Source organism: Pseudoxanthomonas mexicana (assembly GCF_046736355.1).
Classification (GTDB): Bacteria; Pseudomonadota; Gammaproteobacteria; order Xanthomonadales; family Xanthomonadaceae; genus Pseudoxanthomonas_A; species Pseudoxanthomonas_A mexicana_B.
On sequence record NZ_CP157201.1, the window covers coordinates 1,560,566 to 1,576,084 of the forward strand.

The following is a 15,519-nucleotide window of genomic DNA, read 5'->3' on the forward strand; positions in this document are numbered from 1 at the left end:
CCCATGACCGATCCGCGCCTGGACGCCCTGCGGCACGCCGCGCCCGCGCTGCGCCTGAAGACCGATCCCGCCGATCTCGAACACTACGGCCGCGACTGGACGCGCCGCTGGACGCCGGCGCCGCTGGCGATCGCGCTGCCCGGCGACGTGGAGGAAGTGCAGGCGGTGGTGCGCTGGGCGCGCGCGCAAGGCATCGCCCTGGTGCCGTCGGGCGGACGCACCGGCCTGTCCGGCGGCGCGGTCGCCGCCGCCGGCGAAATCGTCGTCAGCCTGGAGCGGATGAACCGCGCGCTGGAGTTCGATCCGATCGATCGCACGCTGACCGTGCAGGCCGGCATGCCGCTGGAGGCGCTGCACAACGCCGCGCGCGAGCACGGGTTGCAGTATCCGGTGGACTTCGCCGCGCGCGGTTCGTGCACCATCGGCGGCAACATCGCCACCAACGCCGGCGGCATCCGCGTGATCCGCTACGGCAACACGCGCGAATGGATCGCCGGCCTGAAGGTGGTCACCGGCGCCGGCGAGGTGCTGCACCTCAACCGTGGCCTCATCAAGAACTCCAGCGGCTACGACCTGCGCCAGTTGTTCGTCGGCTCGGAAGGCACGCTCGGCATCGTGGTCGAGGCGACCGTGCGGCTGACCGACCCGCCGCCGCCGAGCAACGTCATGCTGCTGGCGCTGCCGTCGTTCGACGTGCTGATGAAGGTGTTCGCCGCGTTCCGCGAGCGGCTGCAACTGGAGGCGTTCGAGTTCTTCACCGGCCGCGCGCTGCACCACGTGCTGGCGCACGGCGCGCAGCCGCCGTTCGCGGAAATGCATCCGTATTACGTGGTGACCGAGTTCGCCATCGGCGACGAGGCGCGCGAGGCGGCGGCGATGGCCGCGTTCGAGCACTGCCTGGAGCAGGGCTGGGTCGGCGACGGCGTGATCAGCCAGAGCGATGCGCAGGCGGCGCAGCTGTGGCGGTTGCGCGAGGGCATCACCGAGGCGCTGGCGCGCCACAAGCCGTACAAGAACGACGTGTCGGTGCGGGTGTCGCGGATGCCGGCCTTCCTGGAGGAGACCCAGGCCCTGCTGGGACGGGCCTATCCGGATTTCGACGTGGTCTGGTTCGGCCACATCGGCGACGGCAACCTGCACATCAACGTGCTCAAGCCCGAGGGCCTGGACGATGCCGTTTTCGTGCGCCAGTGCGAGGACGTGACCCGGTTGCTGGCGCAGTCGCTGGCGCGCCACGAGGGCAGCATCTCGGCCGAGCACGGCATCGGCCTGGTCAAGAAGGGCTACCTGGAAAGCACCCGCAGCGCCGCGGAGATCGCGGTGATGCGCGGCATCCGCGGCGTGCTGGATCCGGACGGGATCATGAACCCGGGCAAGCTGTTCGACCTGCTGTGACCTGATTCAGCCCGGCCCGCGCGTTTGCGGTTAGTCTTTGCGCCGCCGCGCAGGCGGCTTCTTTCCGCATCCCCGAGTCGAACCATGACCAGAATCCTGACGGCCGGCCTGTTGCTGGCGATGTCCTCCGCCGCTTTCGCCGGCAGTTTCGCCGGCACCTCGGCGGGCGCTTCCTCGGCCGGCACCTCGGCTTCTTCCGGCAGCACTTCCGGCGACGACAAGATCGTGCGGCACGCGCGCAGCGACGCGGCCAGCTTCGTCGCCAGCGACGGCCGCATCCGCGGCGCGCGCCTGGAGGCGGCGCTGCGCCACCTGCGCGAGCGCGATCCGGCGGCGCGCCGCCGCAGCGACATGGCCCTGGCGCGGGCGATCCTGGCGCAGTGAATCCGGTGCGCCGGCGCTGGCTGGCGCTGTGGTGGTGGGCGGCCTGCCTCGTTCCGCCGGCTGCGCAGGCCGCGCGGCTGGAGAGCGAAGGGCTGAGCGCAACGCAGGCGCAGGCCAGCCAGGCGCTGATCGACGAGGCGATGCAGCGCCTGCCGCCGGCCTGGGCGGCGTCGTTGCCGGCGGGACTGACGCTGCGCTGGCGCGGCGATCTGCCCGCGCAGGTGCATGGCCGGGCGCAGGGCCGCAGGATTGCGCTGGCCTCGTCCCTGCTCGATGACTGGATGTCGCGACCGGCCGATGCGATGGCCCGACGCGCGGCGCTGGCCGCGCTGCTGCACGAACTGGCCCACGTGCACGATCGTTCGCCGCAGGGCGGGCTGTCGCGGGATCCGCGCCTGCTGGATCTGGCCGGCTGGCAGCCGCGCCCGCTGCGCGCGGGCCTGCGCGAGCGGCGCAACGATTTCCGCGATCGCAGCCCGGACGCGTACGAGCTGACCCGGCCGGCGGAGTTCGTCGCGGTCAATCTCGAGCATTTCCTGCTCGACCCCGAGTACGCCTGCCGCCGTCCCGCGCTGCACCGCCATTTCGCCGCGCATTTCGGCTGGGCGCCGCCGACGTCCGCCGATTGCGCGCCGGGGATGGTCTACCTGCAAGGCGACGTCGCCGAGGCGGGCGAGGCGCTGCTGCGCATCGATCCCGAGCGGGTCCACGAGGTCGACTACCTGCTCGCCGAACCGCACCAGCGCCAGCCGATGAGCCGCTGGGGCCATTCGATGCTGCGGCTGGTGATCTGCGCGCCGGGCCGGCCGCGCGGGCCGGATTGCCGGCTGGATCTGCAGCACCACCGCGTGCTGTCGTTCCGCGCCTTCGTCGACGACGTGCAGGTGTCGAACTGGCGCGGCCTGACCGGCTCGTACCCGTCGCGGCTGTTCGTGCTGCCGCTGGAACAGGTCGTCGACGAATACACCCAGGTCGAACTGCGCGGTCTGCGCTCGCTGCCGCTGCGGCTGGAGCGCGGGGAGATCGCCGGTCTGCTCGAGCGCGCCGCGCAACTGCACTGGAGCTACGACGGGCGCTATTACTTCCTTTCCAACAACTGCGCGGTGGAGACCTGGAAGCTGCTGCGCGCCGGTGCGCCGAGACTGGCGGGAGAACGACTTTCCAGCATCACCCCGACCGGCCTGCTGCGCCGGTTGCAGCGCAAGGGCATCGCCGATGCGTCGGTGCTGGACGATGGTGATCGCGCGCTGCGGCTGGGCTATCGCTTCGATGCCGCCAGTGCGCACTACCAGGCGATGTACGAAGTCGCACGCGAAAGACTGGGCCTGGCGCCGGTGGACGACGAAGGCTGGCTGGCGCTGGAACCGACTCGGCGCCGGCCGGTGCTGCAACGCGCCGACCTGCGCGCTGCGGCAGCCTTGCTGCTGCTGGAGCAGGCGGCGCTGCGCCGGCAGGAAGCGCAGGCGCGCGACGAACTGAAGCGCCGGCTGCTGGGGCGCGGGATGCGCGCGCCGCGCGAGGTGGCCGAGGAAGTGCGCGCGTTCCTGCAACTCGGCGGCCTGCTCAGCCGTCCGGCGCAGTTGCTGGAAGGGGAGGGCTATGGCCTGCCGCAGGCCGCCGAAAGGGTGCGACTGCAGCGCGAAGGCGAACATCACGCCGCGCAATGGCGCGAGCAGGCGCATTCGCTGCGAATGGAAGCCCGTCGATGGTTGGAGCCGTCGCGCCGTTTTGCGCTGGAAGCCACCGAAGCCAATCTGGACGCGCTGGGCGAACGTTTGCGCCAATTGCACCAACTGGAACAGGAACGATGAGGCTGCGGTGCAGGAGCCGCGTTGAACCGTCTGCCGGCCACGCCAGCGGAGCAAGCTCCGCTCTACAGGATGCTGTAGCGCCGGGCTTGCCCGGCGAGCGTGGCTACACGCAGTGAATCAATCCGCGCGACCGCCGAACTCGCCGGTGGTGGTGTTGACCAGCACGCGTTCGCCGTTGCCGATGTACTCGGGCACCATGATCTCGATGCCGGTGCTCAGCTTGGCCGGCTTCGGGCGCTTGGTGGCGGTGCCGCCCTTCAGTTCGGGCGGGGTCTCGATCACTTCCAGCGCCACGTGCTGCGGCAGCTGCAGCGCCACCGGCAGCTCGTCGATGACCTGCACGTAGCAGCCGCCCAGCCCGTCGGTGATGTCGCCGGCCGCATCGCCCAGCACGTCGGCGTCCAGCGTGTACGGCGTGTAGTCCTCGTCGTCGAGGAACACGAAGGCATCGCCGTCCTTGTACGAGAACGTGGCTTGGCGGCGCAGCAGCTCGACCTCGGTCAGGCTGTCGTCGGCGTCGAAGCTGGCGTCGAGCTTGTTGTTGCCCGGCACGCTGTACATGGTGAAGCGGAAGCGGACGTTGCCGCCGCGACCCTGCGGCGAGGAACGGTCGATGTCGCGGACCTGGTAGACGCCGTTGTTGTATTCGACGACGTTGCCTTTCTTGATTTCTGCGGCTTTCATGGGGTGAATCCGGGAATGGGGAATAGGGAGTCGGGAATGGGAAAGCGGGAATAGCCGGGGTATAGCTTTAACGATTCCCCATTCTCCATTCCCGATTCCCGCTACTTGGGCGCCAACCGCACCGCGCCGTCCAGCCGGATCGTCTCGCCGTTGACGTAGCGGCTTTGCAGGATGAAGGCCACCGTCCCGGCGAATTCCTCGGGACGGCCCAGCCGCGACGGGAACGGGATCGAGGCCGACAGCGACTGCTGCACCGACTCGGGCATGCCGTCGACCATCGGTGTCCAGAAGATGCCCGGGGCGATGGTGTTGACGCGGATGCCGAAGCGCGCCAGCTCGCGCGCCATCGGCAGGGTCATGCCGACCACGCCGCCCTTGGAGGCCGAATACGCGGCCTGGCCGATCTGGCCCTCGTAGGCCGCCACCGAGGCGGTGTTGACGATCACGCCGCGCTCGCCGTCCTCGCCCGGGGCGTTGTGCTGCATCGCGTCGGCCGCGGCCTTGGCGACGTTGAAGCTGCCGACCAGGTTGACCATCACCGTGCCCTGGAAGGTGGACAGCGGCATCGGCGCCTCCTTGCCCAGCACGCGGCCGGCGCCGAGGATGCCGGCGCAGTTGATCGCCGCGTTCAGCCCGCCCATGAACGCCTTCGCCGCGGCGACGTTGGCGGCCACGCCGGCCTCGTCGGTCACGTCGGTGCGGAAGTAGCCCGCGTTGGCCTCGCCCAGCTCGGCGACGGCGGCCGCGCCCTTGTCGTCGTTGACGTCGAACAGCGCGACCTTGCCGCCGGCGGCGACCAGGTGTCGCGCCACGGCCAGGCCCAGGCCGGAGACGCCGCCGGTGACCACGGCGCGGGTATCGGAAAGCTGCATCGGGAATCTCCGGGGAAAGGCCGGCATTTTACTCCAGCCACGGAAACCCCGGGACACGGGAGCCGGCTGCGTGCCGGCTCCCGCCCGGTTCAATCGCTCTGCACCGCGGCGATGAATTCGGGATCGGCCAGCAGCTTGCCGATCAGCTTCTGGACCGCAGCCGAATAGTTGTCCATCGCCGCCGGGATGGCGATCGCACCCACGAACGAGGATTCCCATTCGTGCTGCACGATCAATTCCCTGGCATAGATTTCCGTGCCGTTCCTGGCGACCGCGAAGCGCGCGCCGACTTCCGCCTTGCCCACCTTGACGCCGCTGCCGTCCAGGCTGTTGCGGGTCAGTTCGCCGCTGAGGACGACGGGCGCGGAGGCGTCCAGGGCATGCGCGGCTTCCAGCTCGCTGATCAGGGCTTCGCGCAGGTAGCCGGAGTAGGTGCCGTCGCTGCCTCCCTTCAACTGCGAACCGCGAATGCTCAGGGAGCGGTTGTTGATGTCCGTGGAAGCGGTGAACGCACCGATCGAAAGCCTCGGGCGGTGTTGCAGCAGCACCGAGGTGTTCTCGACGCCCGGCTGGTACCTGGGAGCCGGCATCGACACGCACGCCGAGAGCGTCAACGCCAGCGCCGCGATCGACAGGAGCTTCGGAAGGGTCATGGCTTCACTCCCCCGCGAACGCCGACTGCGCATCGAGGTTCTTCAGCGCATTGAGCACCAACTGGTCGATGACCTGGTTGAGCGCATCCTGCGTCTGCATCGCGGGTACGCCCTTGACCCCGGAGTGGTTGCCGATGGTCGTGTGCAGGGCATGCTTGACGGTGGTGCTCGTCGTCTTGCCGGCGCGCTGGTAGGTCGCCTCGCAGACGTAGCCGTCGGTCACGATGGAGCCGGCCAGGCCGAAGGTGAGGCCGGTGCCGAAGCCCTTGGCGGCGGCATTGTCGGTAATCGGGACGTTGTCGATGACGACCTTGAGCACCGCCGGGGAATCGCCGTCGGGTGCGGCATTGAGGGTGCCGAACATCTGCGATTCGACGATCGATGCCAGCACGCGTCCGCGCAGCTGGTCGGTCGCCTTCGCGTTGGCGTTGCCCTTGGTCCGGAACTCGAACAGCACCTGCGCCGGTTGCGGATTGGCGGGCCGGACCAGTTCGCCCTTGCTCACCACCGGCAGGGCGGTGTCGACATAGGACTTCATCGACAGGCAGCCGGTGAGCAGCAGGCACAGGCACGCGAAAGCAGCTGCGCGCGAGGCGCGCAGGAAGACGATTTCCATTTTTCCCCCAGAGTCGTTGTTGCCGCCGGCTACCCAGGCGGTGCGGATTTATAGCCGCAAGCCCTCACAAAAGTAAACGTACCTGCTAGGCGGGCAGATAGGGCCTGTGCTCCGGTCCGGGCGCCGTATCGGCCAGCCGGCGGGCGAATTCCTCCGGCGACAGGCCCGGCGCGAACAGGAAGCCCTGGCCGACCGGCACGCCCAGTTGCAGCAGGAACTGCCGCTGCGCCTCTGATTCCACGCCCTCGGCGACCAGCCCCAGCCCGAGGCTGCGCGCGATCGCCGAGACCGCCTGGCAGACCGCCACGTCGGAGCGGTTGTCCGGCACGCCCTCGGTGAACAGCTGGCTCAGCTTGAGGCCGTGGATGGGCAGCCGGCGCAGGTAGTTGAGCGCGCTGTAGCCCTCGCCGAAGTCGTCGATGGCCAGCATCACGCCCAGTTCGCGCAGCTCGGCGAAGGTGCGCAGGGTGGCCGGCGCGTCCTCGATCAGCACGCGCTCGGTGAATTCCAGTTCCAGCGCCGCGCCGGGCAGGCTGAACTCATGCAGCAGCGCGCGCACGCGGTCGGCCAGGTCGTCGCCGACGAACTGGCGGTAGGAGACGTTGACCGCCACCCGCACGATGCCCAGCCCCTGCGCGCGCCACTCGGCGATCTGCCGGCAGGCCTCGCGCAGCACCCAGCTGCCGATGCGGACGATGTCGCCGGTGGTCTCGGCGTGGCTGATGAACAGGTCCGGGCGCAGTTCGCCGAGCTGGTGGTTCTGCCAGCGGATCAGCGCCTCGACCGCGACCACGCCGCCATGCCGCAGGTCCACCTGCGGCTGGTAGACCAGGCGGAATTCCTCGTTGTCCACCGCGCGCCGCAGCTGCGTCTCGATCTGCATGCGGTCCTGCTGGCGCCGCGCCAGGTCCGGCGAGAACAGCTGCCAGCCGTTGCGCGCGCGCCGCTTGCTGTCGTACATGGCGATGTCGGCGTTCTGGATCAGCTGCTGCGGGCGCTGGCCGTCGTGCGGGGCGCGCGCCACGCCGATGCTGGCGGTGATGGCGAACTCGTCCTTGCCGAAGCGGAACGCGTCGGCGAAGGCGCCCAGCACCGCGTCGGCCAGTTCGGCGGCGCAGCCGCCCTCGCAGATCACCAGGAACTCGTCGCCGCCGAAGCGCGCGATCATGCCGTCGGTGCCGACCGCGCCGCGGATGCGGTCCGAGGCCTGCACCAGCAGCTCGTCGCCGGCGTTGTGGCCGAGCACGTCGTTGACCATCTTGAAGCGGTCCAGGTCGATGTACAGCACCGCCACCTGCGCGCGCCCGGGATCGGCCAGGCGCAGCCCCAGTTCGGTCAGCACCGCGTCGCGGTTCATCAGCCCGGTCAGCGGGTCGGTGCGCGCCTGGATGCGCAGCGTCTCCTCGGCCTGCTTGTCCAGCGAGATGTCCTGCATCGTGCCGGTCACCCGCAGCGAGCCGGGGTCGCCGGGTTCGGCCTCGCCGATCACGCGGATCCAGAACACGTATCCATCGGCGCGGCTGCCCTGCAGCTCCATGTCGAAGGCCTTGCCGCCGGTCGCCGCCTGCTCGATGGCCGCGCGCAGGCGCTGGCGGTCCGGGTCGCGCAGGCACAGCAGCACCGATTCCAGCGTCTCCAGCGGGCGCGCCGCGCCGAGGATGCGCAGTGACTCGTCGGTCAGGTACATGCGGTCGCGGCCGATGTCCCATTCCCAGCCGCCGATGTGCGCCAGCGACTGCGCGCGATCGAACAGCGCGCTGTCGCGCTTGAGCTCGGTGACGTCGCTGAAGATCGAGGTCACCTGCGTCGGCACGCTGTCGCCGGGGGCGAACTGCGGCACCGAGGTGACGGTCAGCCAGCGCAGGTGCCGGTTGCTGCGGTGGTACAGGCCCAGCAGCACGCTCTCGACCACCTGACCGGTGGCCATCGCGATGCGCGCGGGCAGGCGCTCGGGCGGCAGTTCGCGGCCGTCGCCGTCGACGATGCGCCAGCGCGACAGGTGCAGCTCGTCCTTGGCGCGCTGGTTCTCGCCGATGCCGAAGATGCGCAGGGCGGCGCCGTTGCAGTGGACGATCTCGTGGTGGCGGTCCTCGACGACGATGCCCTTGTCGATGGTCTCCATCAGCTCGCGGTAGCGCATCTCGGCCTCGCGGCGGCCGCTGATGTCGCGGGCGACGGCGACCAGGCTCTTGCGCTCGTCGAAGTGGATGTTGGCCGAGTGCACCTCGACCGGGAAGCGGCTGCCGTCGCCGCGCATGTTGGTCACTTCGATGACGTAGGTGTCGCCGCGGTTGAGCGTCTCCCACACCGGAACCATGTGATCGCGCGGCAGGTCCGGGTTCAGCACGCGGATGTTGCGGCCGACGATCTCCTCGCGCGGGCGGCGGTAGGCCTGCATGCCGGCCCGGTTGAGGTCCAGCACGGTGCCGTCCTCGGCGATGATGCTGACCGGGTCGGGCACCGCGTCGAACAGGGTGCGGTAGCGCAGCTGGGCGGCGGCGATGTCGCGGTGCGCCAGCGCCAGCGCGCCGGCGGCCTGCGCCAGCAGTTCACGGGTGGAAGGCGACAGGGAAGGGTCGCCGCCGGCGCGCCGCAGCGCTTGCAGCAGGGCGTCGCCATCGCCGTCTTCCGGCGCGTCCGGAACATCGTCCGAGCGGGCCGGCGGGCGGGTCATGGCACGGCGGTCATCGCCTTGCCGGCCTTGCTGCCGGTCTCGCGGCCCAGCCGCGCGGCCAGCCAGCGGCCGGTCTCGGCCAGGCGCGGCAGGTCCACGCCGGTGCGCAGGCCCAGCCCGTGCAGCATGTAGACCACGTCCTCGCTGGCGACGTTGCCGCTGGCGCCGCTGGCGTAGGGGCAGCCACCGGCGCCGGAGACCGCCGCATCGACCACCCGCACGCCGGCCTCCAGGCAGGCCAGGAGATTGGCCAGCGCCTGCCCGTAGGTGTCGTGGAAATGCACCGCCAGCGCGTCCAGCGGGATCTCGGCGGCCACCGCCTGCAGCATCGCGCGCGCCTGGTGCGGAGTGCCGACGCCGATGGTGTCGCCCAGCGAGATCTCGTAGCAGCCCATCGCGTGCAGGCGCTGCGACACCCGCACCACGTCGGCCAGCGGCACCTCGCCCTGGTAGGGGCAGCCGAGCACGGTGGAGACGTAGCCGCGTACCTTGACGCCGTCGGCGCGCGCGCGCTCCAGCACCGGCGCGAAGCGCGCCAGCGACTCGTCGATGCCGGCATTGACGTTCCTGCGGTTGAAGGCCTCGGAGGCGGCGGTGAACACCGCGATCTCCTCCACGCCGACCGCGCGGGCGCGCTCGTAGCCGGTCTCGTTGGGCACCAGCACCGGGTAGGCCACGTCCGGCCGGCGGGTGATGCCGGCGTAGACCTCGGCCGCGTCGGCGAGCTGCGGGATCCACTTCGGGCTGACGAAGCTGGTCGCCTCGATGGTGCGCAGGCCGGTGGCCGAGAGCCGGTCGATCAGTTCGATCTTGTCGGCGGTGGAGACGTGGGCCTTCTCGTTCTGCAACCCGTCGCGCGGGCCGACCTCGACGATGCGGACGAAGTCGCCCATGCCCTTCACTCCAGCACCGCCAGCACGGCGTCGGCCTCGACGAAATCGCCTTCGGCCGCGCGCACCTCGGCGACCACGCCGTCGCGCGGGGCCTTGAGCGCCAGTTCCATCTTCATCGCTTCCATCACCAGCAACTCCTGTCCCGCGGTGACCGCATCGCCTGGGCGCGCCCTGACCAGCACCACCCGGCCGGGCATCGGCGCGGCGACGCGGTTCTCGCCGCCGTGCTCGTCGCCTTCGCCGCGGCGGTAGGCCGGCACGATCTGCAGGCTCAGCCTGCGCTCGCCGTCGTGCAGGGTCAGGCGGTCGCCGGCGCGCGCGGCCAGCAGCCGCCTTCCCTGACCATCGATACGCAGACTGACGCCGTCGCCGGTCAGCCGCGCGCCCTCGATCTCGTGCAGCGCCTCGCCGTTGCGGATGCGGTAGCGGCCCTGCGCGCCGTGGGCGTCGAGCACGACTTCCTCGCCGCGGTGCAGGAACGCCAGCCGCCGGCCGCCGGCATGGCCCAGCCGCCAGCCGTCGGCGATGGCCCAGGGCGAATGCGGATCGGCCGAGCGCGCCGCCGCCTGCTGCGCGTGGCGCTCCTGTTCGAGCAGGGTGACGCTGGCGGCGGCGGCCAGCAGCGCGGCGTCGCCGGCTGCGTCCTGCGGCATGAACTGGTCCAGATAGCGGTCCAGGTAGCTGGTGTCGATGCTGGCCTCGACCACGGCCGGGTGCCGCGCCAGCCGTTCGAGGAAGGCGATGTTCGACTTGGGGCCCTCGACGTGGCAGTGCGCCAGCGCCTGCCGCAGCCGCGCCAGCGCGCGCGGGCGGTCGGCGTCGTGGACGATCAGCTTGGCGATCATCGGGTCGTAGAAGATGGTGACGACGTCGCCCTCGATCACGCCGGAGTCGATGCGCACCTGCGGCGACGGTTCCGGCAGCCGCAGCGTCTCCAGCCGGCCCGAGCCGGGCAGGAAGCCGGCTTCGGGATCCTCTGCGTACAGCCGCACCTCGATGGCATGGCCGCGCTGCGGCACCTGGTCCTGCGCCAGCGGCAGCGCTTCGCCGGCGGCGATGCGCAGTTGCCACTCGACCAGGTCCAGGCCGGTGGTCATCTCGGTGACCGGGTGCTCGACCTGCAGGCGGGTGTTGATCTCCATGAAGTAGAACTCGCCCTCCGGCGAGACGATGAACTCGACCGTGCCGGCGTTGACGTAGTCGATCGCCTTGCCGGCCAGCACCGCCGCCTCGCCCATCGCCTGGCGCAGCGCCGGGGTGAGGAAGGGCGAGGGCGATTCCTCCAGCACCTTCTGGTAGCGGCGCTGGGCCGAGCACTCGCGCTCGTTGAGGTGGATCACCTGGCCGTGGCGGTCGCCGAAGATCTGGATCTCGATGTGGCGCGGCGACTGCACGTAGCGTTCCAGCAGCACGCGGTCGCGGCCGAACGCGCCGCGCGCCTCGCGTTGGCAGCTCTCCAGCTGGCCGGGGAAGTCCTCCAGCCGGTGGACGATGCGCATGCCCTTGCCGCCGCCGCCGTGCGCGGCCTTGATCATCAGCGGGAAGCCGATGCGCGCGGCCTCGCGCGCCAGCGTCGCCGGCGACTGGTCCTCGCCGGTGTAGCCGGGCACCACCGGCACGCCGGCCGCGTCCATCAGCTCCTTGGCGCCGGCCTTGCTGCCCATCCTGCGCATCGACGACGCCTGCGGGCCGATGAACACCAGCCCGGCCGATTCGACCGCCTCGGCGAAGTCGGCGTTCTCGGACAGGAAACCGTAGCCGGGATGGATGGCCTGCGCGCCGGTCTTCCGCGCGACCTCGAGGATGGCGTCGCCGCGCAGGTAGCTCTCCGAAGGCTGAGGCCCGCCGATCGGCCAGGCCTCGTCGGCCAGGCGCACGTGCTGGGCGTCGGCGTCGGCGCTGGAGTACACGGCCACCGTGGCGATGCCGAGCCGGCGGCAGGTGCGGATGACGCGGCAGGCGATTTCGCCGCGGTTGGCGATGAGGATCTTGGAGAACATCAGGTGTCCTGCTTCAAGCCCTCCCCTTCAAGGGGAGGGTTGGGTGGGGATGGTGTGGCTTGACGTGCCAGCGCATTCAATATCACTTCGACCACTCCTTCGATGTTGCCGAATACTTCGTTGTTCCAGAACCGCAATATCGTAAATCCAGCCTTTTCCAAGGCGCGGCTGCGGATGGCGTCATGGGCCGCATTGTCCGCATGCTGGCCTCCATCCAGCTCCACGACCACTTTCCTTTCAAGGCAGGCGAAATCCAGGATGTAGTCGCCGAACGGATGTTGCCTCCTGAACTTGCATCCTTCCAACTGCCTGCCTCTCAATTCGCGCCACAGCCTTCTTTCCGCATCCGTCGCATTGTTGCGGAGTTGGCGTTGCAGGCGGTTGCCGAGGATTTTCCTGTTGGTCTGGGCTTGCATGTGTTCCTCCTTGAACACGTTGCATCGGGATTTTCCTTGCTTCGGAACTTTTCGATGGTTGGGGGACAACCATCCCCACCCAACCCTTCCCTTGAAGGGGAGGGCTTTTACTCCTGCTTGGTCCAGTTCGGCGCGCGCTTGTCGAGGAACGCGCCCAGGCCTTCCTGTCCCTCGGGCGATACCCGCAGCTGCGCGATCAGCGCGGCGTTCTCGCGGTCCAGCGCATCGCGGTCCCCGCCCGCGGCGACGCGGTGCACCAGCGACTTGGCGCCGGCGGCCGCCTTCGGGCCGGCCTTCAGCAGCAGCGCGATCTGCCGTTCCACCGCCTCGTCCAGCTGCGCGGCCGGCACCACCTGGTGCAGCAGGCCGATGCGCAGCGCGGTGTCGGCGTCGAACACCTCCGCGCTGGCGAACCAGCGCCGCGCCTGGCGCGCGCCGATGGCCTCGATGACGTAGGGCGAGATCACCGCCGGCAGCAGGCCCAGCCTGCTTTCGGTCAGGCCGAACTTGGCTTCCGGCACGCCGATGGCGATGTCGCAGCAGGCCACCAGCCCGACGCCGCCGCCGAAGGCCGCGCCGTGCACGCGCGCCACGGTCGGGCGGGGCAGTTCGTCCAGCGTGCGCATCAGCCGGGCCAGGGCGAGCGCGTCCTCGCGATTCTCCGCCTCGCCGGCGGCGGCCATGCCGCGCATCCAGTTCAGGTCCGCGCCGGCCGAGAACGAGGCGCCGGCTGCCTCCAGCACCACCACGCGCACGCGCTCGTCGTCGCCGGCGCGCTGCAGGGCCGCGGTCAGCGACGCGATCAGCGCCGCGTCGAAGGCATTGTGCAGTTCCGGCCTGTCCAGCCGCAGGCGCAGCACGGCGCCGGTGGGTTCCTCGACCAGTGATCCGGCCATCGCATCCTCTCCCTCGGGGGCCCGCATGATAGCCGGGCAGCGGGGTCGGCCCGGTGTGCGCTGCGGAATGGTAGAATCGAGAACAGTTCGCATTTGAGAATCCTTTGTGATGTTGTCCGAATTGCCCGGCCGCACGCCGGCCACCGTCCTGTCCGTCACCGACCGCGGCCCCAACGACAACATCGCCCGCCGCCTGCGCGAACTGGGTTTCGTCCAAGGCGAGGAGGTGCAGGTGATGGCGCGCGGGCCGATCGGCGGCGAGCCGCTGCTGGTGCAGATCGGCTACACCCGCTTCGCGCTGCGCCTGAGCGAGGCTGCGCGCGTGCAGGTGGCATTGGCGCAGGGGGCGACGGCATGAGCGCGGCGCCGCTGCGGCTGGCATTGGTCGGCAACCCCAACTGCGGCAAGACCGCGCTGTTCAACCAGCTCACCGGCAGCCGGCAGAAGGTCGCCAACTACGCCGGCGTCACCGTCGAGCGCAAGGAAGGCCGGTTGCACACGCCGGCCGGCAACAGCTACGCGGTGCTGGACCTGCCCGGCGCCTACAGCCTGCACGCGGCCAGCCTGGACGAGGCGATCACGCGCGATTTCTGCCGCGGCTTCCTGCCCGGCGAGGCCGCGCCGGACGTGCTGGTGTGCGTGGTCGACGCGACCAACCTGCGCCTGCACCTGCGCTTCGCGCTGGAAGTGCGCGAGCTGGGCAAGCCGATGATCCTGGCGGTCAACATGATCGACGCGGCGCAGCGGCGCGGCATCGCCATCGACCTGGCCGCGCTGGAGCGCGAGCTGGGCGTGCCGGTGGTCGAGACGGTGGCGGTGCGCCGCAACGGCGCGCGCGCGCTGGTCGAGCGGATCGACGCGATGGCGAAGGATCCGCACCCGCCGCGGCGCGCGCTGGAAGCCGGCGCCGAATCGACGCCGGAACAGGCCCTGCACGCCGAGACCCGCCGCCTGCTGTCGCTGGCGGTCGGCATGCCGACCCGCACCGCCAGGGTGGACGACGCGCTGGATCGCTGGCTGCTGCACCCGCTGTTCGGTTTGCTGACGCTGGCGGCGGTGATGTTCCTGATCTTCCAGGCGGTCTACGCCTGGGCCACGCCGGTGATGGACGCCATCGACGCCAGCGCCGGCGCGCTCGGCGAATGGGCCGCCGGCGCGCTGCCGGAAGGCCCGCTGTCCAGCCTGCTGGTGGACGGCGTCATCGCCGGCCTCGGTGGCGTCGTCATCTTCCTGCCGCAGATCCTGATCCTGTTCGCCTTCATCCTGGCGCTGGAGGAGTCGGGCTACCTGCCGCGCGCGGCGTTCCTGCTGGACCGGATGATGGCCTCGGCTGGATTGTCGGGCCGCTCGTTCATCCCGCTGCTGTCCAGCTTCGCCTGCGCCATCCCCGGCATCATGGCCACCCGCAGCATCCAGGATCCGCGCGACCGGCTGGCGACCATCCTGGTCGCGCCGCTGATGACCTGCTCGGCGCGGCTGCCGGTGTACGCGCTGCTGATCGGCGCGTTCATCCCGGCGCGCGAGGTCGGCTGGTTCAACCTGCAGGGGCTGGTGCTGTTCGGCCTGTACATGGCCGGCATCGTCAGCGCGCTGGCGGTGTCGTGGGTGATGAAGAAGTACCGCCGCGACAAGAGCGAGCATCCCTTGCTGCTGGAACTGCCTTCGTACCGCATCCCGCACCCGCGCGATCTGCTGATCGGCCTGTGGGAGCGGGCGATGATCTTCCTCAAGCGCGTCGGCGGCATCATCCTGGCGCTGACCATCCTGCTGTGGTTCCTGCTGTCGTTCCCGGCGCCGCCGGACGGCGCGACCGGCCCGGCCATCGACTACAGTTTCGCCGGCCGCATCGGCCATGCGTTGGCCGCGTTCTTCGCGCCACTGGGCTTCAACTGGCAGATCAGCATCGCGCTGATCCCCGGCCTGGCCGCGCGCGAGGTGGCGGTGGCCTCGCTGGCCACCGTCTACGCGCTGTCGGCGGCCGACGATGAGGCCGCCGCCGAGGCGCTGACGCCGCTGATCGCCGATGGCTGGTCGCTGGCCACCGGCCTGTCGCTGCTGGTGTGGTTCATCTACGCGCCGCAATGCATCGCCACCTGGGCGGCGATCAAGCGCGAGACCGGCTCGTGGAAGACGATGGCGATGGCGGCCGGCTACCTGTTCGTGCTGGCCTACCTGGCGTCGATGATCACCTACCAGGTCGCGGTGGCGCTGGGGGCCGGCTGAGC

At 70.3% G+C, this 15,519-nt stretch carries 14 protein-coding genes; 5 read left to right on the forward strand and 9 right to left on the reverse strand.

Annotated features, from left to right (window positions below):
* Window positions 1-3: 3 nt before the first annotated feature.
* The 3 genes from AAG688_RS07165 to AAG688_RS07175 all read left to right on the forward strand — a co-directional run bounded on the left by AAG688_RS07165 (window position 4) and on the right by AAG688_RS07175 (window position 3,590).
* On the forward strand, window positions 4-1,395 hold the full coding sequence (locus tag AAG688_RS07165; RefSeq protein ID WP_411834648.1) for an FAD-binding oxidoreductase: 1,392 nt from the start codon (window positions 4-6) through the stop codon (window positions 1,393-1,395).
* A gap of 84 nt (window positions 1,396-1,479) precedes the next feature.
* Complete coding sequence (locus AAG688_RS07170; protein ID WP_411834649.1) at window positions 1,480-1,779, forward strand: DUF2388 domain-containing protein; 300 nt, start codon at window positions 1,480-1,482, stop codon at window positions 1,777-1,779.
* Window positions 1,776-3,590 (forward strand): DUF4105 domain-containing protein, encoded by a 1,815-nt coding sequence (locus AAG688_RS07175; RefSeq protein WP_411834650.1) that lies wholly within the window; start codon window positions 1,776-1,778, stop codon window positions 3,588-3,590. The genes AAG688_RS07170 and AAG688_RS07175 overlap by 4 nt, the downstream gene beginning before the upstream one ends.
* Before the next feature lie 117 nt (window positions 3,591-3,707).
* Here AAG688_RS07175 and yeiP read toward each other — a convergent pair whose 3' ends face one another.
* From yeiP to AAG688_RS07220, 9 genes are all read right to left on the reverse strand, one after another.
* Window positions 3,708-4,274 carry an elongation factor P-like protein YeiP gene (gene yeiP / locus AAG688_RS07180; protein ID WP_411834651.1) on the reverse strand — a complete coding sequence of 189 codons (567 nt, stop codon included), beginning with the start codon at window positions 4,272-4,274 and terminating at the stop codon, window positions 3,708-3,710.
* A gap of 101 nt (window positions 4,275-4,375) precedes the next feature.
* The gene (locus AAG688_RS07185; RefSeq protein ID WP_411834652.1) at window positions 4,376-5,146 is read right to left on the reverse strand and encodes an SDR family NAD(P)-dependent oxidoreductase; all 771 of its coding nucleotides are present in this window, start codon (window positions 5,144-5,146) and stop codon (window positions 4,376-4,378) included.
* A gap of 89 nt (window positions 5,147-5,235) precedes the next feature.
* Window positions 5,236-5,799 (reverse strand): hypothetical protein, encoded by a 564-nt coding sequence (locus tag AAG688_RS07190; protein ID WP_411834653.1) that lies wholly within the window; start codon window positions 5,797-5,799, stop codon window positions 5,236-5,238.
* A gap of 4 nt (window positions 5,800-5,803) precedes the next feature.
* On the reverse strand, window positions 5,804-6,415 hold the full coding sequence (locus tag AAG688_RS07195; RefSeq protein WP_411834654.1) for a hypothetical protein: 612 nt from the start codon (window positions 6,413-6,415) through the stop codon (window positions 5,804-5,806).
* 85 nt (window positions 6,416-6,500) lie between these two features.
* Window positions 6,501-9,089 (reverse strand): EAL domain-containing protein, encoded by a 2,589-nt coding sequence (locus AAG688_RS07200; RefSeq protein ID WP_411834655.1) that lies wholly within the window; start codon window positions 9,087-9,089, stop codon window positions 6,501-6,503.
* On the reverse strand, window positions 9,086-9,982 hold the full coding sequence (locus tag AAG688_RS07205; RefSeq protein ID WP_411834656.1) for a hydroxymethylglutaryl-CoA lyase: 897 nt from the start codon (window positions 9,980-9,982) through the stop codon (window positions 9,086-9,088). Before AAG688_RS07205 ends, AAG688_RS07200 begins: the two co-directional genes overlap by 4 nt.
* 5 nt (window positions 9,983-9,987) lie before the next feature.
* Window positions 9,988-11,982, reverse strand: a complete 1,995-nt coding sequence (locus tag AAG688_RS07210) for an acetyl/propionyl/methylcrotonyl-CoA carboxylase subunit alpha (RefSeq protein WP_411834657.1) — start codon at window positions 11,980-11,982, stop codon at window positions 9,988-9,990.
* Entirely contained in the window at window positions 11,982-12,398 is a 417-nt protein-coding gene (locus AAG688_RS07215; protein ID WP_411834658.1) for an endonuclease domain-containing protein, read from the reverse strand. The genes AAG688_RS07210 and AAG688_RS07215 overlap by 1 nt, the downstream gene beginning before the upstream one ends.
* Window positions 12,399-12,505: 107 nt before the next feature.
* A complete protein-coding gene (locus tag AAG688_RS07220; RefSeq protein ID WP_411834659.1) occupies window positions 12,506-13,294 on the reverse strand; it encodes an enoyl-CoA hydratase-related protein in 789 nt (262 codons plus the stop codon).
* A 109-nt stretch (window positions 13,295-13,403) separates the two neighbouring features.
* On the opposite strand from AAG688_RS07220, the gene AAG688_RS07225 reads away from it, so the two are divergent.
* Both AAG688_RS07225 and feoB read left to right on the forward strand, forming a co-directional pair.
* Entirely contained in the window at window positions 13,404-13,652 is a 249-nt protein-coding gene (locus tag AAG688_RS07225; RefSeq protein WP_411834660.1) for a FeoA family protein, read from the forward strand.
* A complete protein-coding gene (gene feoB, locus AAG688_RS07230) occupies window positions 13,649-15,517 on the forward strand; it encodes a ferrous iron transport protein B (RefSeq protein WP_411834661.1) in 1,869 nt (622 codons plus the stop codon). The genes AAG688_RS07225 and feoB overlap by 4 nt, the downstream gene beginning before the upstream one ends.
* The last annotated feature ends 2 nt before the right edge of the window (window positions 15,518-15,519 follow it).